At 60.9% G+C, this 25,751-nt stretch carries 32 protein-coding genes; 15 read left to right on the top strand and 17 right to left on the bottom strand.

Annotated features, from left to right (window positions below; genetic code table 11):
- Positions 1-114: 114 nt before the first annotated feature.
- Positions 115-2,631, top strand: coding sequence for an HWE histidine kinase domain-containing protein (locus GSQ73_RS11800; RefSeq protein WP_158884224.1), 2,517 nt, complete (start codon positions 115-117; stop codon positions 2,629-2,631).
- Between the two features lie 21 nt (positions 2,632-2,652).
- Here the strand turns inward: GSQ73_RS11800 and GSQ73_RS11795 are convergent, their stop codons facing one another.
- Entirely contained in the window at positions 2,653-3,456 is an 804-nt protein-coding gene (locus tag GSQ73_RS11795; RefSeq protein WP_158884222.1) for a biliverdin-producing heme oxygenase, read from the bottom strand.
- Positions 3,457-3,468: 12 nt separating this feature from the next.
- Between GSQ73_RS11795 and GSQ73_RS11790 the strand changes: the two genes are divergently transcribed.
- From GSQ73_RS11790 to GSQ73_RS11780, 3 genes are all read left to right on the top strand, one after another.
- Positions 3,469-5,688 (top strand): penicillin acylase family protein, encoded by a 2,220-nt coding sequence (locus tag GSQ73_RS11790; protein WP_216844772.1) that lies wholly within the window; start codon positions 3,469-3,471, stop codon positions 5,686-5,688.
- 67 nt (positions 5,689-5,755) lie between these two features.
- Positions 5,756-6,214, top strand: a complete 459-nt coding sequence (locus tag GSQ73_RS11785) for an SRPBCC family protein (RefSeq protein ID WP_158884221.1) — start codon at positions 5,756-5,758, stop codon at positions 6,212-6,214.
- On the top strand, positions 6,204-6,551 hold the full coding sequence (locus GSQ73_RS11780) for a metalloregulator ArsR/SmtB family transcription factor (RefSeq protein ID WP_158884219.1): 348 nt from the start codon (positions 6,204-6,206) through the stop codon (positions 6,549-6,551). The genes GSQ73_RS11785 and GSQ73_RS11780 overlap by 11 nt, the downstream gene beginning before the upstream one ends.
- 13 nt (positions 6,552-6,564) lie before the next feature.
- Here the strand turns inward: GSQ73_RS11780 and GSQ73_RS11775 are convergent, their stop codons facing one another.
- The 5 genes from GSQ73_RS11775 to GSQ73_RS11755 form a co-directional block, all read right to left on the bottom strand.
- Entirely contained in the window at positions 6,565-7,233 is a 669-nt protein-coding gene (locus tag GSQ73_RS11775) for a CPBP family intramembrane glutamic endopeptidase (protein ID WP_158884217.1), read from the bottom strand.
- A gap of 12 nt (positions 7,234-7,245) precedes the next feature.
- A complete protein-coding gene (locus GSQ73_RS11770) occupies positions 7,246-7,839 on the bottom strand; it encodes a TetR/AcrR family transcriptional regulator (protein WP_158884215.1) in 594 nt (197 codons plus the stop codon).
- Between the two features lie 51 nt (positions 7,840-7,890).
- On the bottom strand, positions 7,891-8,040 hold the full coding sequence (locus GSQ73_RS11765; protein ID WP_158884213.1) for a hypothetical protein: 150 nt from the start codon (positions 8,038-8,040) through the stop codon (positions 7,891-7,893).
- Between the two features lie 87 nt (positions 8,041-8,127).
- On the bottom strand, positions 8,128-8,892 hold the full coding sequence (locus tag GSQ73_RS11760; protein WP_158884211.1) for a hypothetical protein: 765 nt from the start codon (positions 8,890-8,892) through the stop codon (positions 8,128-8,130).
- 81 nt (positions 8,893-8,973) lie between these two features.
- Entirely contained in the window at positions 8,974-9,678 is a 705-nt protein-coding gene (locus GSQ73_RS11755) for a glutathione binding-like protein (RefSeq protein WP_158884209.1), read from the bottom strand.
- A 248-nt stretch (positions 9,679-9,926) separates the two neighbouring features.
- On the opposite strand from GSQ73_RS11755, the gene GSQ73_RS11750 reads away from it, so the two are divergent.
- Together GSQ73_RS11750 and GSQ73_RS11745 are read left to right on the top strand one after the other, a co-directional pair.
- Positions 9,927-10,355, top strand: coding sequence for a GFA family protein (locus GSQ73_RS11750; protein WP_158884208.1), 429 nt, complete (start codon positions 9,927-9,929; stop codon positions 10,353-10,355).
- 185 nt (positions 10,356-10,540) lie between these two features.
- Complete coding sequence (locus GSQ73_RS11745) at positions 10,541-11,410, top strand: DoxX family protein (RefSeq protein WP_158884206.1); 870 nt, start codon at positions 10,541-10,543, stop codon at positions 11,408-11,410.
- A gap of 30 nt (positions 11,411-11,440) precedes the next feature.
- Here the strand turns inward: GSQ73_RS11745 and GSQ73_RS11740 are convergent, their stop codons facing one another.
- The 4 genes from GSQ73_RS11740 to GSQ73_RS11725 all read right to left on the bottom strand — a co-directional run bounded on the left by GSQ73_RS11740 (position 11,441) and on the right by GSQ73_RS11725 (position 15,135).
- On the bottom strand, positions 11,441-12,211 hold the full coding sequence (locus GSQ73_RS11740; RefSeq protein WP_158884204.1) for a hypothetical protein: 771 nt from the start codon (positions 12,209-12,211) through the stop codon (positions 11,441-11,443).
- A gap of 84 nt (positions 12,212-12,295) precedes the next feature.
- Positions 12,296-12,976 carry a GNAT family N-acetyltransferase gene (locus tag GSQ73_RS11735; protein ID WP_158884202.1) on the bottom strand — a complete coding sequence of 227 codons (681 nt, stop codon included), beginning with the start codon at positions 12,974-12,976 and terminating at the stop codon, positions 12,296-12,298.
- A gap of 72 nt (positions 12,977-13,048) precedes the next feature.
- Positions 13,049-14,026, bottom strand: coding sequence for a class A beta-lactamase (gene bla, locus GSQ73_RS11730; RefSeq protein WP_254063395.1), 978 nt, complete (start codon positions 14,024-14,026; stop codon positions 13,049-13,051).
- 41 nt (positions 14,027-14,067) lie between these two features.
- Positions 14,068-15,135: a hypothetical protein gene (locus tag GSQ73_RS11725; RefSeq protein WP_158884200.1), complete on the bottom strand. Its 1,068-nt coding sequence runs from the start codon at positions 15,133-15,135 to the stop codon at positions 14,068-14,070.
- Positions 15,136-15,685: 550 nt separating this feature from the next.
- On the opposite strand from GSQ73_RS11725, the gene GSQ73_RS11720 reads away from it, so the two are divergent.
- Positions 15,686-16,177 carry a gluconokinase, GntK/IdnK-type gene (locus tag GSQ73_RS11720; protein WP_216844771.1) on the top strand — a complete coding sequence of 164 codons (492 nt, stop codon included), beginning with the start codon at positions 15,686-15,688 and terminating at the stop codon, positions 16,175-16,177.
- A gap of 27 nt (positions 16,178-16,204) precedes the next feature.
- Here GSQ73_RS11720 and GSQ73_RS11715 read toward each other — a convergent pair whose 3' ends face one another.
- Positions 16,205-16,369, bottom strand: a complete 165-nt coding sequence (locus tag GSQ73_RS11715) for a hypothetical protein (protein WP_158884198.1) — start codon at positions 16,367-16,369, stop codon at positions 16,205-16,207.
- A gap of 303 nt (positions 16,370-16,672) precedes the next feature.
- On the opposite strand from GSQ73_RS11715, the gene GSQ73_RS11710 reads away from it, so the two are divergent.
- Positions 16,673-16,834, top strand: a complete 162-nt coding sequence (locus GSQ73_RS11710) for a hypothetical protein (protein ID WP_158884196.1) — start codon at positions 16,673-16,675, stop codon at positions 16,832-16,834.
- Positions 16,835-16,865: 31 nt separating this feature from the next.
- Positions 16,866-17,024, top strand: coding sequence for a hypothetical protein (locus GSQ73_RS11705; RefSeq protein ID WP_158884194.1), 159 nt, complete (start codon positions 16,866-16,868; stop codon positions 17,022-17,024).
- Positions 17,025-17,045: 21 nt separating this feature from the next.
- On the opposite strand, the gene GSQ73_RS11700 is transcribed toward GSQ73_RS11705, so the two are convergent.
- A complete protein-coding gene (locus tag GSQ73_RS11700) occupies positions 17,046-17,510 on the bottom strand; it encodes an SgcJ/EcaC family oxidoreductase (protein ID WP_158884192.1) in 465 nt (154 codons plus the stop codon).
- A 191-nt stretch (positions 17,511-17,701) separates the two neighbouring features.
- On the opposite strand from GSQ73_RS11700, the gene GSQ73_RS11695 reads away from it, so the two are divergent.
- Together GSQ73_RS11695 and GSQ73_RS11690 are read left to right on the top strand one after the other, a co-directional pair.
- A complete protein-coding gene (locus tag GSQ73_RS11695) occupies positions 17,702-18,184 on the top strand; it encodes a hypothetical protein (protein ID WP_158884190.1) in 483 nt (160 codons plus the stop codon).
- A gap of 124 nt (positions 18,185-18,308) precedes the next feature.
- The gene (locus tag GSQ73_RS11690) at positions 18,309-19,169 is read left to right on the top strand and encodes a helix-turn-helix transcriptional regulator (protein WP_158884188.1); all 861 of its coding nucleotides are present in this window, start codon (positions 18,309-18,311) and stop codon (positions 19,167-19,169) included.
- 102 nt (positions 19,170-19,271) lie between these two features.
- Here the strand turns inward: GSQ73_RS11690 and GSQ73_RS11685 are convergent, their stop codons facing one another.
- A complete protein-coding gene (locus tag GSQ73_RS11685) occupies positions 19,272-19,532 on the bottom strand; it encodes a hypothetical protein (RefSeq protein WP_158884186.1) in 261 nt (86 codons plus the stop codon).
- A 109-nt stretch (positions 19,533-19,641) separates the two neighbouring features.
- Between GSQ73_RS11685 and GSQ73_RS11680 the strand changes: the two genes are divergently transcribed.
- From GSQ73_RS11680 to GSQ73_RS11670, 3 genes are all read left to right on the top strand, one after another.
- The gene (locus tag GSQ73_RS11680; RefSeq protein WP_158884184.1) at positions 19,642-20,862 is read left to right on the top strand and encodes a helix-turn-helix domain-containing protein; all 1,221 of its coding nucleotides are present in this window, start codon (positions 19,642-19,644) and stop codon (positions 20,860-20,862) included.
- A gap of 9 nt (positions 20,863-20,871) precedes the next feature.
- Positions 20,872-21,513, top strand: a complete 642-nt coding sequence (locus tag GSQ73_RS11675; protein ID WP_158884182.1) for a glutamine cyclotransferase — start codon at positions 20,872-20,874, stop codon at positions 21,511-21,513.
- A 159-nt stretch (positions 21,514-21,672) separates the two neighbouring features.
- Complete coding sequence (locus GSQ73_RS11670) at positions 21,673-22,155, top strand: pyridoxamine 5'-phosphate oxidase family protein (protein ID WP_158884180.1); 483 nt, start codon at positions 21,673-21,675, stop codon at positions 22,153-22,155.
- A 58-nt stretch (positions 22,156-22,213) separates the two neighbouring features.
- Here the strand turns inward: GSQ73_RS11670 and GSQ73_RS11665 are convergent, their stop codons facing one another.
- Genes GSQ73_RS11665 through GSQ73_RS11650 form a run of 4 tightly spaced genes read right to left on the bottom strand, consistent with a single transcriptional unit; the run spans position 22,214 to position 25,046 of the window.
- The gene (locus GSQ73_RS11665; protein ID WP_158884178.1) at positions 22,214-22,552 is read right to left on the bottom strand and encodes a DUF5056 domain-containing protein; all 339 of its coding nucleotides are present in this window, start codon (positions 22,550-22,552) and stop codon (positions 22,214-22,216) included.
- On the bottom strand, positions 22,549-23,121 hold the full coding sequence (locus GSQ73_RS11660; protein ID WP_158884176.1) for an RNA polymerase sigma factor: 573 nt from the start codon (positions 23,119-23,121) through the stop codon (positions 22,549-22,551). Before GSQ73_RS11660 ends, GSQ73_RS11665 begins: the two co-directional genes overlap by 4 nt.
- Positions 23,114-23,482 carry a DUF6249 domain-containing protein gene (locus GSQ73_RS11655; protein WP_158884174.1) on the bottom strand — a complete coding sequence of 123 codons (369 nt, stop codon included), beginning with the start codon at positions 23,480-23,482 and terminating at the stop codon, positions 23,114-23,116. Before GSQ73_RS11655 ends, GSQ73_RS11660 begins: the two co-directional genes overlap by 8 nt.
- Positions 23,483-23,537: 55 nt before the next feature.
- A complete protein-coding gene (locus GSQ73_RS11650; protein WP_254063394.1) occupies positions 23,538-25,046 on the bottom strand; it encodes a serine hydrolase domain-containing protein in 1,509 nt (502 codons plus the stop codon).
- Between the two features lie 192 nt (positions 25,047-25,238).
- On the opposite strand from GSQ73_RS11650, the gene GSQ73_RS11645 reads away from it, so the two are divergent.
- A complete protein-coding gene (locus GSQ73_RS11645; RefSeq protein ID WP_158884172.1) occupies positions 25,239-25,685 on the top strand; it encodes an SRPBCC family protein in 447 nt (148 codons plus the stop codon).
- The last annotated feature ends 66 nt before the right edge of the window (positions 25,686-25,751 follow it).

Below are 25,751 nucleotides of genomic sequence, written 5' to 3'. Positions count from 1 at the left end.
TAGTGGCCTTTCAGTCGGCGCATGGCGACGACTGAACTGCTGCCGTGAACCCTCCTGTCGCCACGACCGTTACGTCAGCGTCGGACAGGCATTGGAATTCCAGGGGCCACGCACATGACAGGATCCAGCCTGACGCTCACCACGTGCGACCGCGAGCCGATCCATCTCCTCGGCGCCATCCAGTCGTTCGGATTTCTGCTGACGGTATCGAGTGACTGGCGCGTCGGCCAAGCCTCCGCAAACCTGCATGAATACCTTGGCTTGTCCCCGACCGAAGCATGCGGACGACTGCTCAGTGACGTGCTCACGCAGGACGGAGTGCACGCGATCCGCGGCGCCTTGCAGTCGATGGCCTCGCACGATTCCGTGGAGCGGTTGTTCGGGCTCGTGCTGAAACCGGGTCTGGCTTTCGATCTGGCCATCCACCGCAGCGATCAGTGGATCGTCATCGAAGGCGAACGGAGTGTCGCGGAAAATCCCGCCGACGCGGCGCAATCCACGCGCACGATGATCATGCGCTTGCAACGTGCGGGAACCCTGCTCGAAACCTGTCAGGAAGCCGCGCGCCAGGTGCGCGCGCTGACCGGCTTCGATCGGGTGATGATCTATCGATTCGACGAGGACGGCAGCGGTGAAGTGATCGCCGAGCGTGCGCAGTCCGTGCTCGAACCGTACCTCGGGCTGCATTATCCGGCCTCGGATATTCCACAGCAGGCACGCGCGCTTTACCTGCGAAACACCTTGCGCATCATCGCCGACGTCGACGACGCCGTCAGCACGATCGTGTCTGTTGCCGGCGTCAACACGCATCCGCTGGATCTCTCGCTCAGCGTGCTGCGCGCGGTATCGCCCATCCATCTGCAATACCTGCGCAACATGGGCGTCGCCGCATCGATGTCGATCTCCATCGTGCAGCAGGGCGAGCTGTGGGGACTGATCGTCTGCCATCACGGCAAACCGCGCCAACTGTCGCTGGGCGTGCGCACTACAGCGGAATTGTTTGGCCAGATGTTTTCGTTTCTGGTCGAAAACCGCCAGCGCGAAATGGAACTGGCGCAGGAGCGATTCACTCGCGCGCAACACAACCGGCTGATCGCATCGCTGCCAGGCGAAGGATCGGTTTTCGATAACCTCGCAGCGGTGGCCTCCGAGCTGCGCGGAATGATCGAGTGCGACGGCCTGGCCATCATCGTCGACGACCGGATCTGCGCGACGGGCCGCGTGCCTTCCGACGCCGCGATACGCGAACTCGGCCGATTCATCGACAAGACCTCGCCCGGCGCGAGTTTTTCCACCGACCGACTGGCCACCATCTATCCGCCTTCGCGCGAGTTCGACAGTTGCGCAGCCGGCATGCTGGCGATGCCGATTTCCAGTGTGAAGCGCGACTACCTCATTTTTTTCCGCGACGGCTGGAACCATGCGCGCGAATGGGCGGGCGACCCCGGCAAGCCGACGTTGATGAACGCGAACGACGACGCGATCGGCCCTCGCAAAAGCTTCGCGGCCTGGAGCGAACTGGTCGAGGGCCACAGCAGAAAATGGAGCGCCGGCGACGTGCGCGTCGTCGAGCAACTGCGCGTGTCGTTGCTCGAAGTGATTTTTCGCGCCTCCGATTCGGCCGATCGCGCGCGCCAGGAAGCTGGCACGAAACGCGAGTTGCTGATCGCCGAACTCAATCACCGGGTTCGCAACATACTCGGGTTGATCCGCGGGCTGGTCGCCCAGAGCCATGACGGCGTTTCGCATGTGGAGGAATTCATCGAAACGGTTAGCGGCCGCATCCAGGCGCTGGCGCGTGCGCACGACCAGATCACCGCCGAGCAGTGGAGCGCCGCACCGCTGCGCAGCCTGATCGAAGCCGAAGCCAACGCGTATCTGCTGCCCGGTCGCGACCGATTGCAGATGACCGGGCCGGATATCCTGCTCGATCCGCATGCCTTTTCGACCATCGCCCTCGTGGTTCACGAGCTGATGACCAACTCGGCAAAATACGGCGCGTTCTCCACGCCCGGCGGACGCGTGGTGATCGCATGGGCGATCGATGAAAACGCCAGCATGACGCTATCGTGGATCGAACAAGGCGGCCCGCCGGTTCGCGCACCGACCCGCCGTGGCTTCGGCAGCACGATCGTGGAACGGGCCATTCCGTTCGATCTCAAGGGCACCGCGGCGGTCGACTATGCGCTAGGCGGGCTGCAAGCGAACTTCGTCATTCCGAAAGCATTCTTTCGGCTGAGCGACGGCGTGGTGGCCGCCGTGGCAGCGAAACGCGCCGCACCGCTCGATCACCTGCAAGGCGAGGTGCTCGTACTGGAAGACAACATGATCATCGCCCTCGATGCCGAAGACATCCTGGCCCGGCTTGGTGCGTCAAAAGTCCACAGTGTCTCGCGCGTCAGCGAGGCGTTGCAGCTGATCGAAACCCAGCTGCTTACATTCGCCCTGCTCGACTTCAACCTCGGTGACGAAACCAGTCTGGTGGTCGCGCTGCAGTTGCGTTCGCGCGGCGTCCCTTTCATGTTCGCAACCGGCTACGGCGAAGAGCTGCGCCTGCCCGAGGAGCTCAAGCACGTGCGCGTCATCACCAAGCCGTACAGCGTGGAATCGTTTCGCAGCGCGGATGCCTGACGCGCGTTCGCACATGCGTAATCAAGCCTGTGCGATGCACCCATCCCGATCGTTCGCGGGCAGCGCTTCGAACATCGTCTGAAACAACGCGAACGTTTCCTTAGCCTGTGACAGTGCCGAACGCATGTCTCCGGGGGAAGCCAGCGCAGCATCGAGCAGGATCTGGAAGTCCTTCCACGCATGCGCCGGCCGATGCGACCCCAGGTTGAAGAATCGGTGGGGATGCGCAGGAAAGCGCCCGGCGAGATGTCGCGCGATGACCTGTCCGCCAAGTAGCGATCCCTCGATCACATACAGCGCGCCCCAGGCTGACAATGTAGCCACGCTTTCGAATTTACGAACTGGTGCTTCGGAAACATCTCCGAGCGATTCGAGGTCGCATTCCAGTGCAGGCAGTCGACTTTCATATGTCCACCCAACCGCAACCAGCCCGCGCAGCCAGGTCGCATGACGATTTTCCCAAGCCGCGTGGAGTTCGAGATATCTACGCAGCAGTTGCGCGTAAGACGACACATTCAACGGGTCATGGAACAGATGACGCATGGCGGCGGTCGCTTCCACACGCTCGTGTTCGACACGCGTCTGCTCACGCAGAACGACGTGCGGCAAGCATGCTGTGATATCGCTTTTCATGGATGAAACCGGCAGATGACCAGCAGCAGGCATTGCCGCGCCAGGAGACACGGCAGGCTGGTCTTGGAGGAAACGCAGAGCCGTTGATGCGCGCGCGGCATTCCTGCGTTGCCGTGACACTACACCATCCGCTTCGATCAGCCCTGCTAGAGTTGGCGCCCGCAAAGACATTCGCGAGCGACGAAACTCCAAGGGGAAAATCCGATGCGCAAGAATCGTCCGGAAGTTTCGCGCGACACCATGCGTCTCGCGCTTCACTCAAGTCTCGTTGTTGCCTTGCTCGTGTCTTTCGCGCCGCTCCATGCTCAGACCTCCGACGCGTCACGCTGGCAGCACGAAGCGCAGGCGGTAACGATCACGCGCGACGACTGGGGCATCGCGCACATTCATGGCAAAACCGATGCCGACGCCGTGTTCGGCATGGCGTATGCGCAGGCCGAAGACGACTTCAATCGCGTCGAAACCAACTACCTGAATTCGATGGGCCGCCTCGCCGAGGCCGAAGGCGAACCGGCGATCTGGCAAGACCTTCGCATGAAACTCTTCGTCGATCCGGTCGAGCTGAAAAAACTTTACGCGCGCAGCCCTGCCTGGTTGCAGACGCTGATGAACGCTTGGGCCGACGGACTCAATGATTACCTCGCCACACATCCTGATGTGCACCCGCGCGTCATCCATCATTTCGAACCATGGATGGCGCTGAGCTTCACCGAAGGCAGCATCGGCGGTGATATCGAAGACGTGGCGCTCGAACCGCTAAGCGCGTTCTACGGCCACGATCACGAAAACGTGGCGAGCGTGATGACGCCTTCGAGCTGGGTTGAACCGACCGGATCGAACGGCATCGCCATCGCGCCAAAGCTCACCGCCAATGGCCACGCACTGCTGCTGATCAATCCGCACACCTCGTTCTTTTTCCGCTCCGAATTGCAGATGACCAGTGACGCCGGGCTCGATACCTACGGCGCAGTCACGTGGGGACAGTTCTTCATCTACCAGGGTTTCAACCGGCACATCGGCTGGATGCACACCTCGACCGGCGCCGACGTGGTGGACGAATTCGCCGAGACCATCGTGCACAAGGACGGCCATCTGTTCTATCGCTACGGCAAGGAACTCCGTCCCGTGACCTTGCGCTCGATTGATGTGCCTTATCGCGCGAAAGATGGGTCGATGTCGAAGCGCAACTTCACCGTCTATGCCACGCACCACGGCCCGATCGTGCGCGAAAAGGACGGCAAGTGGATCGCCATGGCGCTGATGAACAAGCCGATCGAAGCGCTCGAACAGAGCTGGCTGCGCACGCGTGCCACCGACTACGCCAGCTACATGAAAGTAGCTGCGCTCAAGGCCAATTCATCGAACAACACGATCTTCGCCGACGACAAGGGCGAGATCGCATACATGCACCCGCAATTCATCCCGAAGCGCGACGATCGTTTCGATTACACCAAGCCAGTGGACGGCAGCGATCCATCGACAGACTGGCACGGCCTGTTGCCGCTCGAAGCGGCACCGCACTTGTTGAACCCTCCCAACGGCTGGATTTTCAACACCAATGACTGGCCCTACTCCGCAGCCGGACCGTACAGCCCGAAGCGCGCGGACTATCCGCGCTACATGGACAGCTTCGGCGAAAATCCGCGCGGCCTGCACGCCACCCGATTGCTGACGGATCAGACGGATTTCACCAAGGCATCGCTGATCACCGCCGCGTTCGATTCCTACCTGCCCGCGTTCGCGCGACAGCTTCCGGTGTTGATCGCCGACTACGACGCGCTGCCCGCGAGCGATCCACGCAAGGCGAAACTCGCCGGACCGATCGCACTGCTGCGCCACTGGGATTATCGCTGGGGTATCGCCTCGATGCCGACCACGCTCGCGGTGTTCTGGGGCGACACGCTGTGGGACAAGGTCAAGCTCGACGACACCTCCGAAGCGTTGACTGTCTACGATTACATGGCTGAAAACGCGGGCGCTGACGCGCGCCTCGGTGCTCTGCTCGAAGCCTGCGATCGCCTGGAAAAAGATTTCGGAAGCTGGGGCGTGCCGTGGGGCGAGGTGAATCGTTTCCAGCGCCTCGACGGCGAACTCGTGCAACCGTACAACGACACCAGGCCCAGTCTTCCCGTGCCATTCGTTTCATCACGATGGGGTTCGCTTGCATCGTTCGGTGCACACCGCTGGCAGGGCACGAAACGCTACTACGGCAATAGCGGCAACAGCTTTGTCGCCGTGGTCGAATTCGGCCCGAAAGTCAGCGCCCGTGCGATCACCGCCGGCGGCGAAAGCAGCCATCCCGAATCAGGACACTTCAACGACGAAGCCGAGCGTTACACCACCGGCAACCTGCGCGAGGTGTACTTCTGGCCGGAGCAGCTGAACGGACATACCGAACGCGTCTACCATCCAGGGCCGGGATAAATTGCAACATAAAGGTTGCGTTTCTTTAAAAATGATCGCACATTGATATGCAACCAAGAGGTGGCATATGAGCGATCACATCGAAAAACAGATGGAGCTGGATGCACCGGTATCGCGGGTGTGGCGCGCGCTGACCGATCACCGCGAATTCGGCGAATGGTTCCGGGTGAAGCTGGACGCGCCGTTCAAGCCCGGACAGGAAGCCACGGGTAACATCCTGCACCCGGGCTATGAGCATCTCATCTGGCGTGCGGTGGTGCAGAAGATCGAGCCAGAACATCTTTTCTCGTTCACCTGGCATCCCTACGGTATCGATCCGAACGTGGACTATTCGATCGAAATACCGACGCTGGTCGAGTTCCGTCTGGAACCGCGGGGCAAACGTACCTTGCTCACGCTGACCGAATCAGGCTTCGACAAAGTACCAGCAGCGCGTCGCGCCGAAGCGTTCCGCATGAACGTGGGTGGATGGACCACGCAAATGGAAAACGTCCGTCGGCACGTGGAAGGCTCCGATGCCGATTAGCGCGCAAGCACTGCTGGCCCGAAGAGCCCCGGCCGCGGCAACATCGTTCGCCGCACTGGGTGACCCGACCCGACTCGCCCTGGTCGCGAGGTTGTGCGATGGCTCACGACGATCGATCGCGCAGCTCAGCGAGGGATTGCCGCTGAGCAGGCAGGCTGTCACCAAACATCTCGTTGTGCTCGAAGGCGCGCAACTGGTCAGCAGCCAGCGCAACGGACGCGAGAGCCTTTACGCACTCAACCCGGTACCCATCGAAGCGATGAGAAGCTACATCGACCTCGTCTCCAGCCAATGGGACAACACGCTGGCGCGATTGAAGACTTTCGTCGAGAAATGAGGCAGTCCGCACTTCAACCCAGCAAAAAGCCGACCCCGTCGACGATGAAATGGGCAAGCATGTTGGCCCACAGGTTTCGTCGCCACAGATAGAGCAGTGTCAGCAGCGCGCCGGCCAATCCGGCGATCAACAAGTGATGCCAGCCCCAGTAACTCAAATGTTCGAGGGTGAAAATCGCCCATGTGGAAACGCCAGAAAATAGACGACTTCCACTGAGTTGCTCGATGCGCTCCAGTGCGTAGCCGCGAAACAGGATCTCCTCCGAGACCGCCGCGCGGATGACCTGCATGAGCCGCAACCAGAATGGAACCGCCGTCAGTGTCTGCAGCTGGTTTGTTTCATCCCAGTGCAATGCGGGAAATACGACCAGATATATCACCGCCAACATGGCGACGATCAACGCACCGGTCGCGCATGCGAGCAGCAAGTCGACGATGCCTGGCGTCTTCAGTCCGATCGACGACAACGGACGACGCTCGACACGCAGCACGTAGAACAGCACGGCTGCCACGAGACCCCAATAAACCAGTTCGTTACCCGCCATATGGCCGACGCTGGCCAGCGAATCATCCCATCGTCCGAACGGAAGGCTGATGACGCCCAGCGAAAGCATCAAGCCGCCAAGAATGATCAGCCACAGTTTCTTTCGATGCTGCACGGCCTGCGCGGCGACGGTCGACATGCTTCCACCCTGTCAGTTGGCTGATGCTTTCGCGGATTTCTTGTGGGTGACGCGCGACGTTTCGCGCGCATCGTCCACGAGCTTGATGAAGTGATGGATGGCCAGGGTCGTGCGTTTTCTGTCGCCGGTGCTCATCAGCTCCAGAAACAGTCCGTCGAACACTGCGCCCACCAGGGTCACCATGGCCGGAGTTCGTTCGTTCTCCGGCAAGGCCATGGCAATAAGCTCGGACCAGTTCGAGGCGTTCTGTTGCAGATACTGGCCGTAAGACTCCGGATTCTGAGCGGCGAGAATCTGCAGCTCGTAAAGGAGTCGCAGATAAGGAAAATTGCGGGCCGCAATCGCCCAGTCCCAGAACTGCTTGAGCGGTCGCTCGGAAGATCCGCTTCCTCGTTCGAGCATGGTGCCGAACGACTGCCGCAACCGCGTCTGCATGCGCTCCAGCACTTCGGTCAGCAACCCTTCCTTGGACTCGAAGTGATAGATGAGCAAGCGAGCGCTGGTACCCAGCGCTTCGGCCAAAGGTCTCAACGACACATTCGACAGCCCGTTTACGAGCATGTATTCGACAAGTTCGTCGACCAGCGTTTCTTTTCTCGTCTGCATGTAACAGACGTTACATGTAACACTCGTTACATGTCAACAGCGAACGGATCGTCAGTGTCGTTTGAAGTACTGCACTTCACGCTCGTGCTTTTCGGCTGCCGCCCGCGTCTTGAATGTGCCGAGGTTGCGACGTTTGCCCGTATCCGGATCGGTCTTTCTCGAATAGAGGCGGTATTCGCCGGTTTTCAGTTTGCGGATCATGGTGATTTCCTCCACGCGCGATGCTGCCCCGGTCGAAGTCACGGCACGGTGAGCCACCCGTGATGAGCATGCAACGGCAGCGAAGTCTCAGCCGCGTACACCGAACAATGCAACAGCCCGGTGGCCCACGTTGTCGATGGAGTGCAACCACGGCTCGTCGGCGATGACGGCCGTGCACGGTCCGTAAGATGCGACACGGATCGATCGGCGGCCCGCTTCGCGCTTCAGGCCGTCAAGCACGGCGCGCATGACGCCACCGGTGAATGGCGTGTACAGATAGAACACCGTGCCCGTGGAAAAGTCCGCGTCACGCGCATCCTGCTGAAAGCAGGCCGCGCGCGACAGGCCCAGCGACGCAGCGCTTCGGCGAAAGCAATCGACATACGACCGTTCCCTCTCGATGCCGACGCACGTCGCGTCCGAACAGATCGATGCGATCAGCGGAACATGCCCGAGTCCCGACCCGAGATCCATCAGCACATCGTGTTCGGTCAGGCCAAGGCGACGGATCAGATCGAAAACATGTCGTGCCGGCGTCGGCTGATAGAACACCATGTCCGGCGGCGGCTCGATCGCCGCATCGTCGGGCAACTCGAGCTGCAGCACACCGCTGATGATTTCGTCGAGATAATCGTAGCCCTCGTCGAACCCGATGCCATCTCCACCACCGCCATCGCTCCAGGCGGATAGCGCTACTGCGCCGGCGCCCTGGCGAATCGCTTGCCGCAGCTCACGATAGATCGCTTCATTGAAGGCCTCGAACTTCGTGCGGAGGATATTGACCTTTCGCTGCGCGATGTCATCGAAGATGCCGAGTTCGAGAAGGTCGAGCGCATCGAGCCTCTCACGCAACCTTGCAGGATCGTCGAGCGAGTGATCCCGCACCAGTTGATCGAGCCATGTGTTCTGCGAGAGGTGTCGATCGAGGATGGATCAGCTCCTGCCGGGAATTTTCAGCCCGCGCTGCACGGCCGGCCGGGCGAGTGCGCGTTCGAGCCATGTCGATACATTCTTGTAGTCGTCGTAGCCAACCAGTTCGCGTGCTTCGTAGAACGTGATCAGGTTGTTGACCCAGCCGATCGTGGCGATGTCCGCGATGGAATAGTCGTCACCCACGAGCCAGGTGCGATTCGCCAGGCGCGCATCGAGTACGCCGAGCAGGCGCTTGGACTCCTTCACATAACGGTCGAGCGGACGCTTGTCGGCAATCTCCTTGCCGGCGAATTTGTGGAAGAAGCCGACCTGCCCGAACATCGGGCCGATCGCCGCCATCTGGAAAAACACCCACTGAATCGTCTCCCAGCGCGTCGCTGCATCGGCCGACATGAACTTGCCCGATTTCTCGGCAAGGTACATGAGGATCGCGCCGGATTCGAACAGGCCCAGCGGCTTTCCGCCCGGACCATCCGGATCGATGATCGCGGGAATCTTGCCGTTGGGGTTGAGCGACATGAACTCCGGCGTGTTGCTTTCGTTTTTCATGATGTCGATGAAATGCGCTTCGTACGCAAGCCCGGTTTCCTCCAGCATGATCGACGCCTTGACGCCGTTGGGCGTGTTGAGCGAATAGAGCTGGATGCGTTCGGGATGCTGCGCGGGCCAGCGTTTGGCGATGGGGAAATCGGAAAGCGTGGACATGGACGGCTCCTGCGTGGACAAGTTGTGGATGCTGGCGAATCCGCCGGTATGAACCCGTGAATTGTCTCAGGCTTGCGCGCTCGCGTGATCGCATCGCCGCAGAAGGAAACGTTGTGATGAGCGTCGACCACGTTGCCGGGCCAGCCAACTGGCCTAGTCCGGCTGGCCGCCTTGGAGGCGATGGTGCGCGAGTCCACAATCGCGCGGACATGGCTCGATGCCATCGCCACTCAAACGGGAGAATCAGCATGACCGACACGCATACCGGCCAGTGTTTTTGCGGCGCCGTCCAGATCGAAGTCAGCGGCGCACCCGAAGCCATGGGCTACTGCCATTGCGGATCGTGCCGTTCTTGGTCGGCCGGACCGGTGAACGCGTTCACATTGTGGAATCCAACCAACGTCAAGGTCACGCGGGGCAGCGAGTTCATCGGCCACTTCAAGAAGACCGACATGAGCGACCGGCAGTTCTGCAAGCAGTGCGGCGGTCACTTGATGACCGACCATCCGCCGCTCGGGTTGATCGATGTATACGCGGCCACGATTCCGACTCTCGCGTTCGCACCGGGCGTGCACGTCAATTACGCCGAGACCGTGTTGCGCATGCACGACGGCCTGCCGAAGCTGAAGGATTTTCCGGCCGAGTTCGGCGGCTCGGGCGAAACGATGGCGCAATAACGAACGCGACATCAGGCGCGCTTTCGCATGATCCTGATGCGTGGATGCGCGTTGGTCCGAGATAAATCCGAAGTAATTGGACCTGTTTTTCGTGCGGCGGATCGTTTCCCATGGCCGGAGATCGGAAGACCGACTTCCAGCAACGCGTATCCGCAACGATGTCCAATGCAAGCGAGAGGCAAGCCATGGCTTCATTCACTTCGACGCATCGCACGCTGCTGGGTCCTTCGGCGGAAGTCGCCGACATATCGCCTGCTTCTCTTCCCCTGCCGCTGGGTCACATCCTGCTCGCGGCAGCGATGATCGGACTGGGCATACGAGGTTTGATCGTCGGCGACTTTGCATCGGTGTGGCAGCGCATACCGATCGAACACCTGCCTGCGCGCTCCTTCTTCGTCTACGCGTCTGCAGTGATCGAGTTGGCAACTGGTTTGGGTTTGCTGATGAAGCGCACGGTCGCGCCGTCGTCCGCCGTGCTGCTGGTTTTTTTGGTGCTATGGGCGGTGTTGCTGAAATTGCCCGCGGTGCTTTTCGTTCCGCAGATGGAAGCGACCTGGCTGGGCTTCGGCGAAATCGCCGTTATCGTCGCGGGTGGCTGGGTCGTGTTCGCATCACATGCGGGAGCTTGGTCGGGACATCATCTTCGGTTCGCGACGGGTGCGCGTGGCGTGCGCTGGGCGCGACTTCTATTTGTGTTCGCGCTGCCCATGATCGGCCTGTCGCATTTCGTGTATGCAAAGATCACTGTCGGGTTCATTCCAACGTGGATATCCGCGCCGTATGTCTGGGCGTATTTCACTGGCGGCGCCAGCATCGCGGCGAGCCTCGCGGTGCTGTTCGGCATCGTGCCAAAACTTGCATCGACGCTTGAGGCGGTGATGCTCAGCGCCATCACGATGCTGGTCTGGCTGCCCGGCGCCGTCACTGCGCCTGGCAACGATTCGATCACGCCCTTCCTGATGTCCGCCGCCATCGCATGCGGCGCCTGGGCATTGGCGGATTCGTATCGAAACGTGACAAGCGTGCGCCAGCCGTCGAAGGCGATGTCCGAATAGCGCACGACGTGACATGGAAGCACATACGCATCACGGCGTCATCGATGTCTGCGCATCCAGCATCGGTTGCTGCGACACCTGCACCGCGCCACGGACCGGCTGATCGATATCCAGCACGAGTGCGGCAGCGATCAACAACAGCACGAACAACATGGTGCTGGCCCAGCGAGATCGCCCTTTTTCGTAGCCCACCAGAAATGCAACGAACAAGGTGTAGATCAGCAGCACCACCAGCACGCGTTGCGGAATGTGCGCAGCACGCGCCGCTTTCCGTGACGCCGCCAGATCGAACATGTCGTTCGTGGTGGACACGACCAGCGAATACAGCGGCGTGGTCCGGATCGGTTCGATGTCCCGGCCCATGGCCTGCCAGAAGCGATTCTGCAAAATCGATGCGCGCGCATAGCTGGCGTTCTGCGCATCTTCGGTCGGCGTATCGCCGTAGACGATGCGCTCGGCGACATAGGCGCGCAGCAAGGGCGAGAGTTCCGCGCGGGATTTTTCGTCCAGCAGCTGGACACGCAGCCATGTCGTGCCGATCGCGTTGGATTCGTCCAGCACCAGTTGTCGGCGCGTATCGAAACGGCTCAGGCTCATCGAGAAAGTGAAACCAACCAGCAACGCCAACAGTCCAAGCACGCTGGTCAGTGTGAATCCGTCCTCGCCAGCTGGCGCGCCGCTGGCCACCCTGCGTCGGTGGAGCCAGTAGCCCACTTCACGGGAGGCGATCAGGCAGAGCAGTAGCCCGATACCGATCAGCCACGCCACGATATCGAAATCACTTTTCGAAATGGAAAACATGGGATCCCCTGCGCGAGCGACAGCCAGCGTCAGGTTGCATGGTATATGCGTTGCATCGATGGGCGATGCGTCCCTCCTGCGGCATCAGGCGCGGCGCAACGACCAGAACCCGATATCGCGGCGAAGCCGATAGCCAAGCTGTTCGTAAAGCCCTTTCGCGCGCACGTTGCGATGGCTCACGTGCAGGAACGGCACACGTCCAGCCGCCAGATTATCGTTCGACAGTATCGCCAGCAGGCGACGTGCGTAGCCCCGACCGTTGAAATCCGGATGCGTGCAGACCGCACTGATTTCCTGATGGCCGTCCATCCCCAACCGTTCGCCAGCGATCGCCGCGAGGCGACCTTGCTGATAGATGCCGAAATACCGGCCCAGTTCCATCGTGCGATTTCTGAAGTAATGCGGGTAGACCAGCGCGGTCAATGCGAGCACATCGGCGCGATGCGATTGGCTCAGCGCGATGACCTCCGGCCCGTCGATTTCCGTCACGGGCGCCGTGCAGATCATCTGCGCGAGGGGATCGTCGGCAATCAGCAGCCATCCTGCGGGAACCTTTGGTGCCACGCCGAGCAGCAGCAACGATTCCTCCGCCGTGATCATCGCCGGTAGCGCCTGCGACACATCCACGTCGGCATTCGCCACGCCGAGAAACGGCGCGACATCTGCGGGGAAGCGCGCAACATCGCCGATGCGATGCGCCAACGCACGATGCCTTCTGTTCAACGAAGACCAGAAAGGATTGTCGAGTTCAAAGTCGGAAGCCATGTCATGAATACTGAAGTGCGGACCATCATGGTAATCGCACTTCTCCACTTCATTCTTCAAATCAGCAAGGCTTCAGATCACCGCTGCGATGCGCCCTACTTCCGCCAGCACCGCATGGCGCGTGGCGACATCGGCGACGGGTGCCACATAGTAAGCCGTGACCACCACAGGCGCTCGATTCGGCGGCAACAGCACGGCGACATCGTTGGTTTCATCGCCAGCACCGCTGCCGGTCTTGTCGCCTGCCGTCCAGTCGGCAGGAATGCCGCTGCGCAATTGATCGATGCCCGTGCGACACGCGCGCATCCATGCAGCGAGTTGCGCGCGTGATGCGCTGGAAAGACGATCACCCAGCAGCAGTTTCTGCAAGGTGGCAAGCATGGCATTCGGCGTTGTGGTGTCGCGCAAATCGCCGGCATGCCCGACGTTGAGGTCCGGCTCGATGCGGTCAAGGCGCGTCACCGGATCGCCCAGTCCACGCACGAATTTCGTCACGGCTTGTGGCCCACCCATGCTCGACAGCAGGAGGTTGGCCGCGGTGTTATCGCTGAGTTCGATGGTCGCCTCGCACAGCTCCGCCACGCTCATGCCCGGCGCACCGACATGCTTGCTGGTGACGGGCGCGTACGACAACACGACGTCGTTGCCGAACACGATGCGCCGGTCCAGCTGCTCGATGCCGCGATCGACACGTGCCAGCACGGCAGCCACCGCCAGCACCTTGAACGTGCTGCACATCAGGACGCGCTCGTCGCCACGATGCGACACGCGGCGCCCGGTGCCCGTGTCGAGAATCGAGACACCCAGACGACCGCCGTGCCGTCGCTCCAGCGCAGCCAATCGCGCGACCGCGCTATCGATTCCGGCAAGCGACAGAGTAGGACGCAACACCAGCGCGGACGCGCCCAGCAGCGCACCTTTCAACAAGCTTCGACGGATCATGAATTCACCTTCGCGGTAACCATAGGAAATTGCTGCGCGCGATGCGCGAGCTTGTCCATCCTGTTTGCCGCAAGGGCGCATGCGCTGCACGAGCCAGGGCGATTTCATGGCGCTCGCAGGACCAGCGCAAGGCTTGTCGCCGGACGATCTCAGCGTCGACCGTGCTGCTGTATCGCCTGGCCGCAGCGGGCAGAAAAATCGTCGACGTTATGCCGCACCGGTGCGAGCCAGAGCGTAAAGCCGTAGCGCAGTGGGCTGCTCCAGCCGACGACCCACGCACCCATGGAACGCGCGGAGAACAAGCGGGCCGTCTGGTTCACCGGATAGACGCGATCGATCACCACCGCCTCGTTGAGCTTGGTGACCCCACCGCTTCGCTGCGGCAGCGTTTCCTGCTTGTCGATTTCCAGGAATGACCGCGCCGCGCCTGTCACGATCTGTCGTGCGCGGTCCGATCCCACGATGTAATACGAAGTCAGCGCCAAACCTTCAGGCTTGCACGTGATGACCATGCGGTTGACGCCATTGCGAACCATCTGGTTGAGCGTAAGAGAAGGTGCACCTGCCGAAAGCTGATACGTCGCGGTGATCGGAAGGTGGCCGTTGTTCGCCGCCCCCGAAGCCATCATCGCATCGGCATCCAGCCAAACGACGCCATCGCGCGAGCCGGCTTGCGGTGCAAGCGTCTCGGCGCGAATGCCCATATCCTTCAGATAAGACGAGACCGCAAGAGCTTGCTGCGCACCGGCTTTCGGATTCGTCGACAACGTGTGCCATCCAAGGCGATCCCGGCCCGCCGGCGCCCAGCGATAGAGGCCGCCGAAATACGCAAGCGTGCAGGCGTCCATGCACAGCGCGTCCCTGGAAATCGACCGCGTGCGCTGGGTGACACGTCGCGGCGTGCCGAGATGCGTGACCATGCCGTTGGCGCGGAAGAGTTTACCGAGTGCGATCCCCGCATCGAGATCGCCGCCGGGTGAATTCAGATAGACGTCCGAACCGCGCGGAATTTTCCACGAACGGATCAACGCCTCGACACGGTGCGGCGCATCCGCGTCCATCGGCCCGTACATGTAGACCTGCGGCGCGCGCGCCACCGCAAGCGTCAGCTTGTCGTCGTTGACCTGTATCGCAAGCTGATCCGCCGTCGGTGTCGACGACGCGACTTTCGCGCCGTGCGAGCGGCTGGCATGGGCCGCCGCGACATTCGTCGTCATCATGAGGATCGCGAGAGAACACGAGAGAACGCGTCGGCGTCGAATGAATGGCCGAAAACTACGCATATCGAGGAAAGCAGATTGCACCACGACTCCCGTCGTTCAAAGCATGCACTCTCGCTGATCCGTCATGTCCACAGAGTGAATCGGGCATCACCGGCGTACCTAACGGCAAACCTTGCTCGCTATCTTCGCTCACGCTACGCAGCGGCCAAAAGCAGGCGCCTTGGTGTTGACTGAGCCGGAAGAATCATCCACTCCCGCGCTTTCCAAAACAGCTGCGTGCACTTCGGCAAATACGGAGTGGAGGGCAAGCACGACAGCACCAAATGGAGCCAGTGAGCATAATCGCGCCAATCGATGATCCCGCCGGGTAATCATCGCTGCATGCCGATGCGCGAACCGAATGAGCATTCAAGCAGGGCACCGAGGAAAATACGGATTCAAATCGAACCACGCAAAAGAACACCACCATGTTGACTGCCATCCCCAAACCTGTAACCAGGCGCGCACTCGAACACGTGGCGCCGCAGCCGTGGACGAACTCCCGATGCTGATCGTGATCATGGGCGTCTCGGGCAGCGGCAAGTCCACGCTGGGCGGAGCATTGGCCGGTGCGCTCGGATGGGACTTCCAGGAAGGCGATGACCTGCATTCATCGGAAAGCATCGCGAAGATGCAGACGGGTATCGCGCTGGATGATGCCGATCGCGAGCCCTGGCTGGCTGGCATCGCGCACTGGATGAGCATGCAGAGCGAGCGCGGACGAAGCGGCGTAGTGAGTTGTTCGGCGCTGCGGCGTCGTTATCGCGATCAGCTTCGCGCCGCCGATGCCGACGTGCGTTTTGTTTATCTGCGCGTTTCGCGTGATGCGCTGGAACGTCGCATGCTGCAGCGACAGCACTTCATGCCCGCGTCGCTGCTTCAAAGCCAGCTGTCGAGCCTGGAAGAGCCAGAGCTCGATGAGCACGTCCTGGAACTATCAGGAAACCTTGCGCTGGACGACGCGATTCGCGACATCCGTGCGTGCGTAGACCGCTGAACGCGTGATCCGCGATCACCGAAACACTCAGCCAGCCGGCGTCGTCAGCGTAGCCACCGGCGCGTTGCTCGCCGCAGCATAGAACGTCGTCTTCGCGGTCAGCATGGACCCGACCACTAGCAAGCAGACCAGGGCGCAGGCCGCGAACAGACCCTGCAGCATCAGGGTTTCGAATTTGAATGCGTTTTTCATGGTGTTCTCCTTGCGTTGAGAGATGAGGCTTTCAAGGTAGAGATGGCAAGTGCCGTGCCAACCTTTCGGATCGCTTGAAACCCGCATTCCCAAGCCATTCTTGCGATGACGCCCTCTGCATCGCGATTGTCCGCGGACGGTCTTCTTTGTGTCCGGACAACGCTCGGACGGACATTCATGCGCGTTCGCCGCAGCGAAGCGACAAGTCCATCGACGATGGAGACGCGAGCACGTCCTCGTATCGACGCACTTTGAACATCATCGATGTTTCACTGCAAAACACACGGATGCGGAGAAGTCGACATGTCTTTCAAAAATGTTTTCGCGAGCCTCGCCGTCAACGACTTGCACGCAGCATCGACATGGTACGAAAGCGTTCTGGGCCGCGCCGCCGATACGACACCGATGAACGAACTCGCGGAATGGAAGTTCGAGGGCGGTGGGGCAGATTTATCAGCTGAGTGAGCGCGCCGGCCGCGGTTCATGCACATTGGCCGTGAATCACCTCGACGAGCACATAGCGAAGCTGGACGCGTTGGGTATCGACACCGCGCAACGTACGCACGACGAGAAAGTCGATACCGTCATGATCGTCGACCCCGACAACAACCATCTGGCCTTCGCCGAGGCGCACGACGCATCGGTGTCGAAGTAAACGCCGTGCAAACAACTCGGCTTAGCTGGTGTGATCCACGATGATCTTCCAGCCTTCCATCGTCTTTTCCCACAGCAAGGAGTACACGCCATCATCCTGAGCCGCTTCGCCGTGCGCGCTGCGGTCGAGATGAAAGCGACCGGTGACCAACGCATAGCGCACCGCGCCGCCGGCCTCAGGCAACAGGCGCACATCAATGCCGGAAAACGTGAGGCGCCCCATCTGCGCCTTGTTGGCGTAGTGCTTGCGGTAGTCCGCAAGGATCATGCGATAACCCTTTCGCACACTGCTGCCAACAAATGTGGTGTCCGGAGCGTCCTTGTAGCCATGCATGAAATTCTCGACATCGCCGCTATTCCACGCCGCCTGTTGCTGGCCCAGCACCAGACGGATCGCCGTTGCATCGTCGCCCGTGGTCGCCGCCCTGCCCGATCCGGCCAAGGTCAACGCAAAGCCGAGTGCAAGAAAGAAACGTCTGATCGTCATTGAGTTGCTCCGATGCGATGGGTAGGCCGATCTTTCGCAGAAAACATCTTGCCGCTCATGGCGGTACCCGCGAGAGTTTCTTTATCGCACGATGACCTTCGCGCAACAAATCCGCGGAGCGAGTCGATGGCCTATACAGGCCATGACCGCTGGGCTAAAAGAAGTAACGAAGACGCGCAAAGGAGCGAGCGATGAACTGGAAAACCATCGGTTGGATGATCGGGGTGTTCGCGGTTTTAACCGGCGCGCTCTACGGTTGGCAACACCATCGGGAGACGCTCCAATTACGCGTGCTGGAGCGGCAATCGATGGGCACTCCACTCTATGCGGAAAGTTGGTCAGTGCCGCCAACGTCTTGGCCGGTTGCGAGTGAGTCTTCATGCGCCACTGTCCCTGAATCCTCCGAGTTCGAATTCAAGTTCGGCAAAGCCATGACTGTGGCCGACGCCGACTCGGACGACCCCGGGACAGTGCCCGGCGCCAACGAAAAGGTGACGTTGCGAAATAACGCCGACTGGATTGCTCTCAAGTCACGCATGCGGCCGGGCGACATCGTCCGGCGATGGGGATTGTCCAGTGGTGCGGCGGGCGGTTTTGCCTTATTCAGAGGGCCATGTTTTCTTGGGGAAGTGCAAACCTGGCACGCCTTTGTCGAGCCTCATGTGCCTTCATGAACTTTGTCTCGCATGGGCGAGCGCCACAATGGCCGTTCGTTGTTCAATTCTCCGACGCACTATGTGAGGCTTGAGATTCGACAAATCGTGACAGCTCGACGACACCGTTACTCACAGGCAACGCATGGCCATCGCACCCGACGAAAATTCACTTGGCGATTATCTGAGAGACCGCCGCACGCGTCTGGACGCTGCGGCGTTGGGTTATCCGATGACGCGCAGGCGTACGGCGGGGTTGCGTCGCGAGGAAGTGTCGCAGCGCGCCAATGTCAGCATCACCTGGTACACATGGCTGGAACAGGGGCGCGGTGGCGCGCCATCCACCGAAGTTCTCGATCGTCTTGCTGCTGCGCTCGTGTTGACCAGGATCGAACGCGAGCATCTGTTTCTGCTGGCACAGAACCGTCCGCCCGAAGTGCAACATCCGCAGCCGCAGGACGTCACGCCGCAACTGCAACGCATACTGGATACGCTGGAGTTCAGCCCCGCCTACGTAAAAACCGCGGACTGGGACGTGATCGCCTGGAACCATGCTACCGAGATCATCATGGCGGCCCTGATGTCCTTGCCTGTTGAAAAGCGCAACATGCTGCGGCTGATTTTCTGCGTGCCGCGCGTGAAGGAAATGATGCACGACTGGGAGAACGTGGCGCGTTTCGTCGTTGCAACGTTTCGCAGCGAAACCGCGCGGGCCGGTGCCAGTGACTACACCCATGCATTGATCCGCGAACTGAGCCAAGCCAGTGCGGATTTTCGCAGCCTGTGGCAGGAGCATGACGTCAGCATGCACGGCGAGGGCACCAAGCTTATCGATCACCCGACGCTGGGATTGATCACGCTGGAATATTCCGCATTCGCCGTCGACGGCAAGCCACACCTGAGCATGGTGATCTACAACCCGGCGACGCCGGAAGATCGCGCGCGTGTGCGAGCCTTGATCGGCGACGTCCCGATGCCAGCCGTGCCCGGCGCATCCGGAAACTGATCGTTCCGCAGTCGACGCACTGCCTACCGTTCCAGCTCGGTTGCGCGCCATAGAATCCGCGGTCTCGGCGCCATGCACGTTTTTGAACACGCACATTTTGAATCAGCAACGACGCCGACGACGCGCGAACATCCTCAGCCATGGCGTCGCGTGGAACGCACTCATCAGCAGGTACATCGGCAGCATGCCGTCGAACGACAACACGCCATGCATCGATGAGCACAGCATGTCCATCGGGCCATTGCCGAACGCGCCGGTCAACAGCGCCATGATGACGAAGGTAGGCGCGGCCGCGAGACTCAGCCATTTGGCCATGCGGAGAGTCACGGTTTCGCTGCGCGCTGCGCTTTCGTGAGTCGACATCGCTGGCTCCTTCGTTGCACGCACTGAACGCAGACATTCGGTTGAGGGTTGTGCGATAGATTAGAAAGCGCATGCCCAACGAGGGAGTGACAAATTTGGCGGGATACGGATGGATTCGCTGATCACGGCGGCAGCGCGTGCCCTCGCGGCGGGCGATTCGCTCGGTGCCTTGAAGCGCGTCGCGCTGCGCGACGATGCACCGGCGCTAGCCCTGCGCGGCATCGCGATGGCGCAGCTCGGCGATTTCACGCGGGCAAAGTTGTTGTTGCGCCGCGCCGCGCGTGCGTTCGGTGCGCAAGAGTCGATAGCCCGCGCACGATGCATGGTGGCCGAGGCTGAAATCGCACTGGTTTCGCGCGAACTCGGCGGTTCCACGAGCGCGCTCGATGACGCGATCGCCACGCTCGAAGCACATGGCGATCGTGCGAACGCCGCACATGCACGGTATCTCAAGGCCCGACGCCAACTGCTGATCGGGCGCGTGGATGACGCCGAAAGCACGCTCGCCGATCTGGACGTTGCGTCCTTGCGGCCCTCGTCGCGCGCATCGTTCGAAATGGTGGCCGCAGGTATCGCGATGAAGCGACTGCAAACAGTCATCGCACGCGCCGCTCTGCGCCGCGCGAGTGATGCGGCGCAGCTCGCCGACATACCCGCGCTGATCGCAGAAGTGCATGGTGCTACCCGTGGACTCGATCTTCCGGCCGCCCAACTCATCGAACGCGGCGAAAATCGGCTGCTGCGCCTGGATGAGGTCGAGGCGTTGCTGAACTCGGAGACGCTTGTCGTGGATGCGTGCCGCTACGCCGTGCGCCGCGCAGGCACGATCTTCGCGCTGGAGCGACGACCGGTGCTTTTCGCGCTCGCTCGATTATTGGGCGAAGCGTGGCCCGGCGACGCAACGCGGGCCGCGCTCATTGCGCAAGCGTTCCACACGAAGCACGCCGACGAATCGCATCGCGCACGATTGCGCGTCGAGATCGGACGCCTGCGTTCGCTTCTCCGATCCATCGCCCATGTGCACGCAACGAAGCAAGGCTTCATGCTCGCGCCGCACGACGCAAATCATGTGGTCGTGCTCGCGCATCCAACGGATGAATCGCATGCGGCCGTACTTGCGCTTCTCGCAGATGGCGAAGCATGGTCGAGCTCGGCGCTGGCGCTCGCGCTCGACACCAGCCAGCGCAGCGTGCAGCGAGCGCTCGACGCGCTGGCGACAAAAGGGAAAGTGGACGCTTTCGGCCGCGGGCGCTCACGTCGCTGGGTAACGCAGCCCATGCCCGGATTCCCGACAAGCTTGTTACTCCCACCCACATTTCCCGACGACTAGGATGGCTGCATGAAACGATCAAACGCAGAAATCATCCAGCAATATGGCCCTTTTTCGGGCGTCGACGCCGTGCATGGCGTCACCTACGACGGAGAGCGCGTGTGGTTTGCAACGGGCGACACGCTGGCCGCGTTCGACCCGGCAAGCGACGACGCGCCGCGCACACTCGACATCGCAGCGCACGCAGGCACCGCTTTCGACGGCCGCCATATTTTCCAGATCGTCGAGGATCGCATCCAGAAAATCGATCCGGAAACCGGCGACGTGCTCGCCAGTATTCCCGCACCCGGAAACGGTGGCGATTCCGGACTCGCGTGGGCCGAAGGTGCGCTGTGGGTCGGTCAATACCGTGAGCGCAAGATCCATCAAATCGAACCGGAAACCGGCACGGTTCTTCGCAGCATCACCAGCGATCGTTTCGTCACCGGCGTGACCTGGGTCGATGGCGAGCTCTGGCACGGCACCTGGGAGGACGGCGAGGCTGACGTGCGGCGCATCGACCCGACTACCGGCGAAACGCTTGAGAGTTTGCAGATGCCCAGCGGCACCGGCGTGTCGGGACTGGAGTCCGACGGTGGCGATCGCTTCTTCTGTGGCGGCGGTGCCAGCGGCAAGATCACCGCGATCCGAAAGCCGAAACACAAGGACTGAGCGACTGACCTATTCGCGGCTGCGCACGTCGATTCATTCATCACGAGCGCCTCAACAGCAAGCCGAATGTCTTCGCGCCACACCGGATCGCTTGCATCCACTTCACGCTGAAGAATCTAAAACGGCAGCTCCCGCCTGAAGCACGCACCGGAGCTCCACATGCAAACCGAACAGAAACTCGAAGAAAAATTCTGGAAGGCGCTGTCTTCCGACCGAACCGTGATGCTTGGCCTCGACGGCGTGGAGGATGGCCACTCGCGGCCCATGACCGCGATGGTGGAAGACGATCACGGACCGATCTGGTTCTTCGTCGGCAAGCCCAATGCAGTAGCCGACAACCTCGCGAAAAGCCCTCGCGCCATCGCAGCCTTCAGCGCGAAGGGGCACGAGCTGTTCGCCAGCATCCACGGCACGTTATCGGTCGATCAGGACCGCGCGGTGATCGATCGCCTGTGGAATCCCTTCATCGCCGCATGGTTCGACGGCAAGGACGATCCGAAGCTTGTGCTGCTGCGCTTCGACCCCGAACACGCCGAAGTGTGGCTCAACGAGTCGAACCTGCTCGCTGGCGTCAAGATGCTGTTCGGCTCGGATCCGAAGAAGGATTACAAGGACAAGGTCGGCGACGTGGATCTGCGCTGAGCGACAGCACTTGGTGCGGTCGACCTGCCTTTGTCGACGCAGCACTTGTCGAAGGCGATCAGCGATTCTCGGCCTCCGCGAATGTCCAGCCGCAAGCCAGCACGGACAAGCCCGCCATCACGGACAACAACGTGATGGCGGATGTTGACCAGTCGCCATGCATCACATCGCGCCAACCTGCATGCAACAGCGGCGAAAATAACAGGCTCACGACGCACGCAGCCACACCCGCCAGTACACCCGACCACACCGGCCACGCTACGCGACGACGGCGCGGCGGCAGCCGTTGCATCACGTGCTCGGAGAAACCTTGGTCGGCGATCGGCCCTTCGAATTGCCTGCGTAGCATGGCTTCGATGGAATCGTCGTTTTCTTCGTGATTCGTTTCGTGACTCATGTTCTTTCCTCACCGGCGGCTTCGCGCCATGGTGCCAGCCACGCTTTCAGTTTTGCCTTACCGCGTGTCGCGTGGGTTTTTACCGTGCCCAGCGGCATCGCCAAGACGTAAGACGCTTCTTCGTGACTGAGTCCGAGTTGTACGCAGTGCAGCAGCACGGTCTGCTCCGAAGAGGATAGACGTTGCATGGCCCGATCAATATCCAGTTGCAGATCGATCGCATGCACCGGCGCCGCCAGCTGCTCGACTACTTCGTCATCGCCATCCATCGAAGACGGCGATTTCTTCCGATACGCCTGCAGAAAACAGGAATAGGCAATGCGGTAAAGCCAGGTGGAAAAACGCGCGTCGCCACGAAACTGATCGAGCTTGCGCCACGCCAGCAGAAAAGCTTCCTGCGCCAGATCATCCGCCGCAGCGTCGTCACCGCGCATCAGTCGGCGCAACTGCGCGCGCACCATGCCTTGATGGCGACGCAGCAGCTGCTCGAACGCATGTTGATCGCTGCCCAGCAGAACCCGCGCAACCAGTGCCTGATCAATGCGCGCCTCGGCGGCGCTATCAGCCACGCGCATCTCCACGCCGGTTCAACCACCAGCTGGCGAGGTAACCCAGGCCGATCGTCAATGGCAACAATCCCAGCCCCCACAGACTGCCGATGCTGCGGCCGTTGTCGAGTTGACCCGGCAGCGCGAGGAATGTGGCCATCAACCCAAGACCGCTCGCGATCAGCACCAGCGCACGGCGGCGCTCGCTGTACGCCACCTGCGGTTCCAGCAGCAGTTGAGGCGGAAGCTCAACGCCCTTGTCTGCGAGTTGCAGCAGCATTCGATAGCGCGCCTGCGTTTGCTGACGGCGGTAACGCAGCGTGATCAGAACGATGAGCACGGGGGCCATCATCACGACGAGGGGAATGACAAAAAATTCCATGGTCTTGCTCCGATTTTTGTTGCAGATGCGGCGGTTGACAAACCGACGAGTCGGATCATCGATGTTTTGTGTCCTCGGCGGCGAGCAAGTCGGCGATGTGCTCGGCAAGCATCCACGTCTGGCCGGGGCCCTCATTGCTGGTCAGCACGACGGCCGACGTCGTTCCCCACACCATCTGCAGGTTTGCATCCGTGCCCTCGATCCCGCCGGCGTGGCCGCGAATATGCCGACCATGGGAAAGCCGATCGCCGAATCCGGCAGCGTAGCCGCCGGGGCCTGCAGGCACTTCGTCGTCGAACATTTTCGTCAATGTCGCCGGCTTGACCAGCCTGCCTTCGCGCAAGGCCTTGGCGAAGCGCAAGAGATCGGCGTTGCTGGAATAGCCGCCGCCTGCCGGGCTGCCCTTGAAACCGGTTTTCATCCAGTCCGCCTTCCACTCGCTTGAGAACAGACCGTCGTGAAAATAGCCGACGGCGAGATTCGGCGTGATGTCTTCCACGCTGTCGAATCCGCTGACCTGCATGCCCGCTGGCGCGAACACGTGATGCGCGATGTAGCTGAAATAATTTTCGTGCGAGACATTCTCGATGATGCGACCAAGCAGCACGTAGCCGGCATTGCTGTAGCTCCACTGCTTGTCGGGTTCGCCAAGTTTCGGCTGCTTCGCGACGAGTTCGAGATAGTCGGCCGGGTTGACGAACTTGCCCGGCTGCTGAAAGAACTCCGGAACCATGTAATCGCCGAGACCCGCCGTGTGATGCAGCAGTTGCCACACGGTGATCTTCTTTGCCGCTGCGTGATCGGGGTACTCGGGTACCGCTTCGGCCAGCGTCGTATTCCACGACATCTTGCCGGCTTCGACAAGCTGGGCGATGGCCACGGCGGTAAACATCTTGCCGATCGATCCGACGTGGAAACGGGTTTGATGATCGACGGGCACATGGAAGCGGCGCTCGGCGAAGCCGCGACATTCGTCGAATACGGTTTCGTCGTTGTCCACTACCGTCATGCAACCGGAGAAATCGGAGGTGTGCACAAGTCGGTCGAGCGCCGCGTGGATCAGGCGCGTCATCTCCGTGCGCGACACTGCGCCTTTCGGCCAGCCGGCATACAGCGCCGGGGCGTCCGTAGGATGCAACTCCGCCTGCTTCAGCCGGTCGGTGTGCGCCGGATCAGCCGCCAGAAAAAATAAGGCACCCTGCCCGTTGCGACGTCCCTTGATATCCACCATAAGGCCGGGTTGTCGCGGATCGACTTGCACATCGGTCAGCGCGACACCGCCGCTATAACGCACGGCCGATGCCAGATCATTGACGAAGGCGGCCTTGTCGTCCGCGTTGATGTCTGCGGAAAGAATCGTCGGCGCCCATTGTCTGATCTGTTCGGGTGTATCGGTATTGATGTGATGGATCAGTTCGCCGCCCAGCTTTCCCACCGGCGTGCCCGGCAAGGTTTTCGATGCAGGACCAGCGACAGCGGCCGAAACACCGAGCAGTGCCATGCACGTCGTCATCGCGCGAAGGCAATATCCGCTGCGTACTGAGATGGGTCTGGCATATTTCATGTACGACGCTCCCTTGCGTTCGATTCGCCCGCGAACGGGCAAATTCACAGCCGCGACCATCGCGGTGTCTGAGGCTTGGATGCGTCGACAGCTGGAAATGGATTCACCGCGAAGAAATCAATGTGTGTCGATTTTCGTCACGCTCATTCGTCCTTATGATGGAGAACCGATCCTCAGCAACGGGAAATAGTCATGAGCACCAACACACTTCGTCTTCATCGCGTGCTTTCTGCACCGCCGGATCGGGTATACCGCGCCTTTCTAGACGCCGACGCCGTCAGCAAATGGCTGCCGCCGAACGGCTTCACGTGCACGGTGCATCACCTCGATGCAAAGGTTGGCGGCACATACCGGATGACGTTCACCAACTTCTCGAGCGGCCACGGTCACAGCTTCGGCGGCACGTATCGCGAGCTCGTGCCCGGCGAACGCATCCAGTACAACGACCGTTTCGAGGATCCGAACCTGCCTGGCGAAATGACCACCACGATCACGTTCCACGCTGTGTCCTGCGGCACCGAGATGCATGTGACGCAAGAAGGCATTCCCGAAATGATTCCGGTGGAACAGTGCTATCTCGGCTGGCAGGAATCGCTGGTGCTGCTCGGCAAACTGGTCGGTGTCACCATTCCGGATTGATCCGTGCGACGGCGTTGATGGGCGAGGCCACTGCGTACGATCAGAGATCGGCTGCTACTCCTTTGT

Origin of the sequence: Rhodanobacter sp. L36, assembly GCF_009765755.1 — a bacterium.
Lineage (GTDB): Bacteria > Pseudomonadota > Gammaproteobacteria > Xanthomonadales > Rhodanobacteraceae > Rhodanobacter.
The sequence above is the reverse complement of the archived record's forward strand: the minus strand, read 5'-3'. Positions and strand labels throughout refer to the sequence as shown.

Bases quoted from the DNA above. Each gene is read 5' to 3' on its own strand.
- GSQ73_RS11740 (WP_158884204.1), bottom strand. From the start codon at position 12,211: ATGTTTTCCATTTCGAAAAGTGATTTCGATATCGTGGCGTGGCTGATC.
- GSQ73_RS11655 (WP_158884174.1), bottom strand. From the start codon at position 23,482: ATGGAATTTTTTGTCATTCCCCTCGTCGTGATGATGGCCCCCGTGCTC.
- GSQ73_RS11785 (WP_158884221.1), top strand. From the start codon at position 5,756: ATGAGCGATCACATCGAAAAACAGATGGAGCTGGATGCACCGGTATCG.
- GSQ73_RS11715 (WP_158884198.1), bottom strand. From the start codon at position 16,369: ATGAAAAACGCATTCAAATTCGAAACCCTGATGCTGCAGGGTCTGTTC.
- GSQ73_RS11665 (WP_158884178.1), bottom strand. From the start codon at position 22,552: ATGAGTCACGAAACGAATCACGAAGAAAACGACGATTCCATCGAAGCC.
- GSQ73_RS11800 (WP_158884224.1), top strand. From the start codon at position 115: ATGACAGGATCCAGCCTGACGCTCACCACGTGCGACCGCGAGCCGATC.
- GSQ73_RS11770 (WP_158884215.1), bottom strand. From the start codon at position 7,839: ATGCAGACGAGAAAAGAAACGCTGGTCGACGAACTTGTCGAATACATG.
- GSQ73_RS11735 (WP_158884202.1), bottom strand. From the start codon at position 12,976: ATGGCTTCCGACTTTGAACTCGACAATCCTTTCTGGTCTTCGTTGAAC.
- GSQ73_RS11680 (WP_158884184.1), top strand. From the start codon at position 19,642: ATGGATTCGCTGATCACGGCGGCAGCGCGTGCCCTCGCGGCGGGCGAT.
- GSQ73_RS11755 (WP_158884209.1), bottom strand. From the start codon at position 9,678: ATGTCCACGCTTTCCGATTTCCCCATCGCCAAACGCTGGCCCGCGCAG.
- GSQ73_RS11645 (WP_158884172.1), top strand. From the start codon at position 25,239: ATGAGCACCAACACACTTCGTCTTCATCGCGTGCTTTCTGCACCGCCG.
- GSQ73_RS11720 (WP_216844771.1), top strand. From the start codon at position 15,686: ATGCTGATCGTGATCATGGGCGTCTCGGGCAGCGGCAAGTCCACGCTG.
- bla (WP_254063395.1), bottom strand. From the start codon at position 14,026: ATGAAATCGCCCTGGCTCGTGCAGCGCATGCGCCCTTGCGGCAAACAG.
- GSQ73_RS11750 (WP_158884208.1), top strand. From the start codon at position 9,927: ATGACCGACACGCATACCGGCCAGTGTTTTTGCGGCGCCGTCCAGATC.
- GSQ73_RS11745 (WP_158884206.1), top strand. From the start codon at position 10,541: ATGGCTTCATTCACTTCGACGCATCGCACGCTGCTGGGTCCTTCGGCG.
- GSQ73_RS11790 (WP_216844772.1), top strand. From the start codon at position 3,469: ATGCGCAAGAATCGTCCGGAAGTTTCGCGCGACACCATGCGTCTCGCG.
- GSQ73_RS11775 (WP_158884217.1), bottom strand. From the start codon at position 7,233: ATGTCGACCGTCGCCGCGCAGGCCGTGCAGCATCGAAAGAAACTGTGG.
- GSQ73_RS11725 (WP_158884200.1), bottom strand. From the start codon at position 15,135: ATGACGACGAATGTCGCGGCGGCCCATGCCAGCCGCTCGCACGGCGCG.
- GSQ73_RS11700 (WP_158884192.1), bottom strand. From the start codon at position 17,510: ATGACGATCAGACGTTTCTTTCTTGCACTCGGCTTTGCGTTGACCTTG.
- GSQ73_RS11670 (WP_158884180.1), top strand. From the start codon at position 21,673: ATGCAAACCGAACAGAAACTCGAAGAAAAATTCTGGAAGGCGCTGTCT.
- GSQ73_RS11675 (WP_158884182.1), top strand. From the start codon at position 20,872: ATGAAACGATCAAACGCAGAAATCATCCAGCAATATGGCCCTTTTTCG.
- GSQ73_RS11780 (WP_158884219.1), top strand. From the start codon at position 6,204: ATGCCGATTAGCGCGCAAGCACTGCTGGCCCGAAGAGCCCCGGCCGCG.
- GSQ73_RS11765 (WP_158884213.1), bottom strand. From the start codon at position 8,040: ATGATCCGCAAACTGAAAACCGGCGAATACCGCCTCTATTCGAGAAAG.
- GSQ73_RS11710 (WP_158884196.1), top strand. From the start codon at position 16,673: ATGTCTTTCAAAAATGTTTTCGCGAGCCTCGCCGTCAACGACTTGCAC.
- GSQ73_RS11695 (WP_158884190.1), top strand. From the start codon at position 17,702: ATGAACTGGAAAACCATCGGTTGGATGATCGGGGTGTTCGCGGTTTTA.
- GSQ73_RS11650 (WP_254063394.1), bottom strand. From the start codon at position 25,046: ATGAAATATGCCAGACCCATCTCAGTACGCAGCGGATATTGCCTTCGC.
- GSQ73_RS11685 (WP_158884186.1), bottom strand. From the start codon at position 19,532: ATGTCGACTCACGAAAGCGCAGCGCGCAGCGAAACCGTGACTCTCCGC.
- GSQ73_RS11690 (WP_158884188.1), top strand. From the start codon at position 18,309: ATGGCCATCGCACCCGACGAAAATTCACTTGGCGATTATCTGAGAGAC.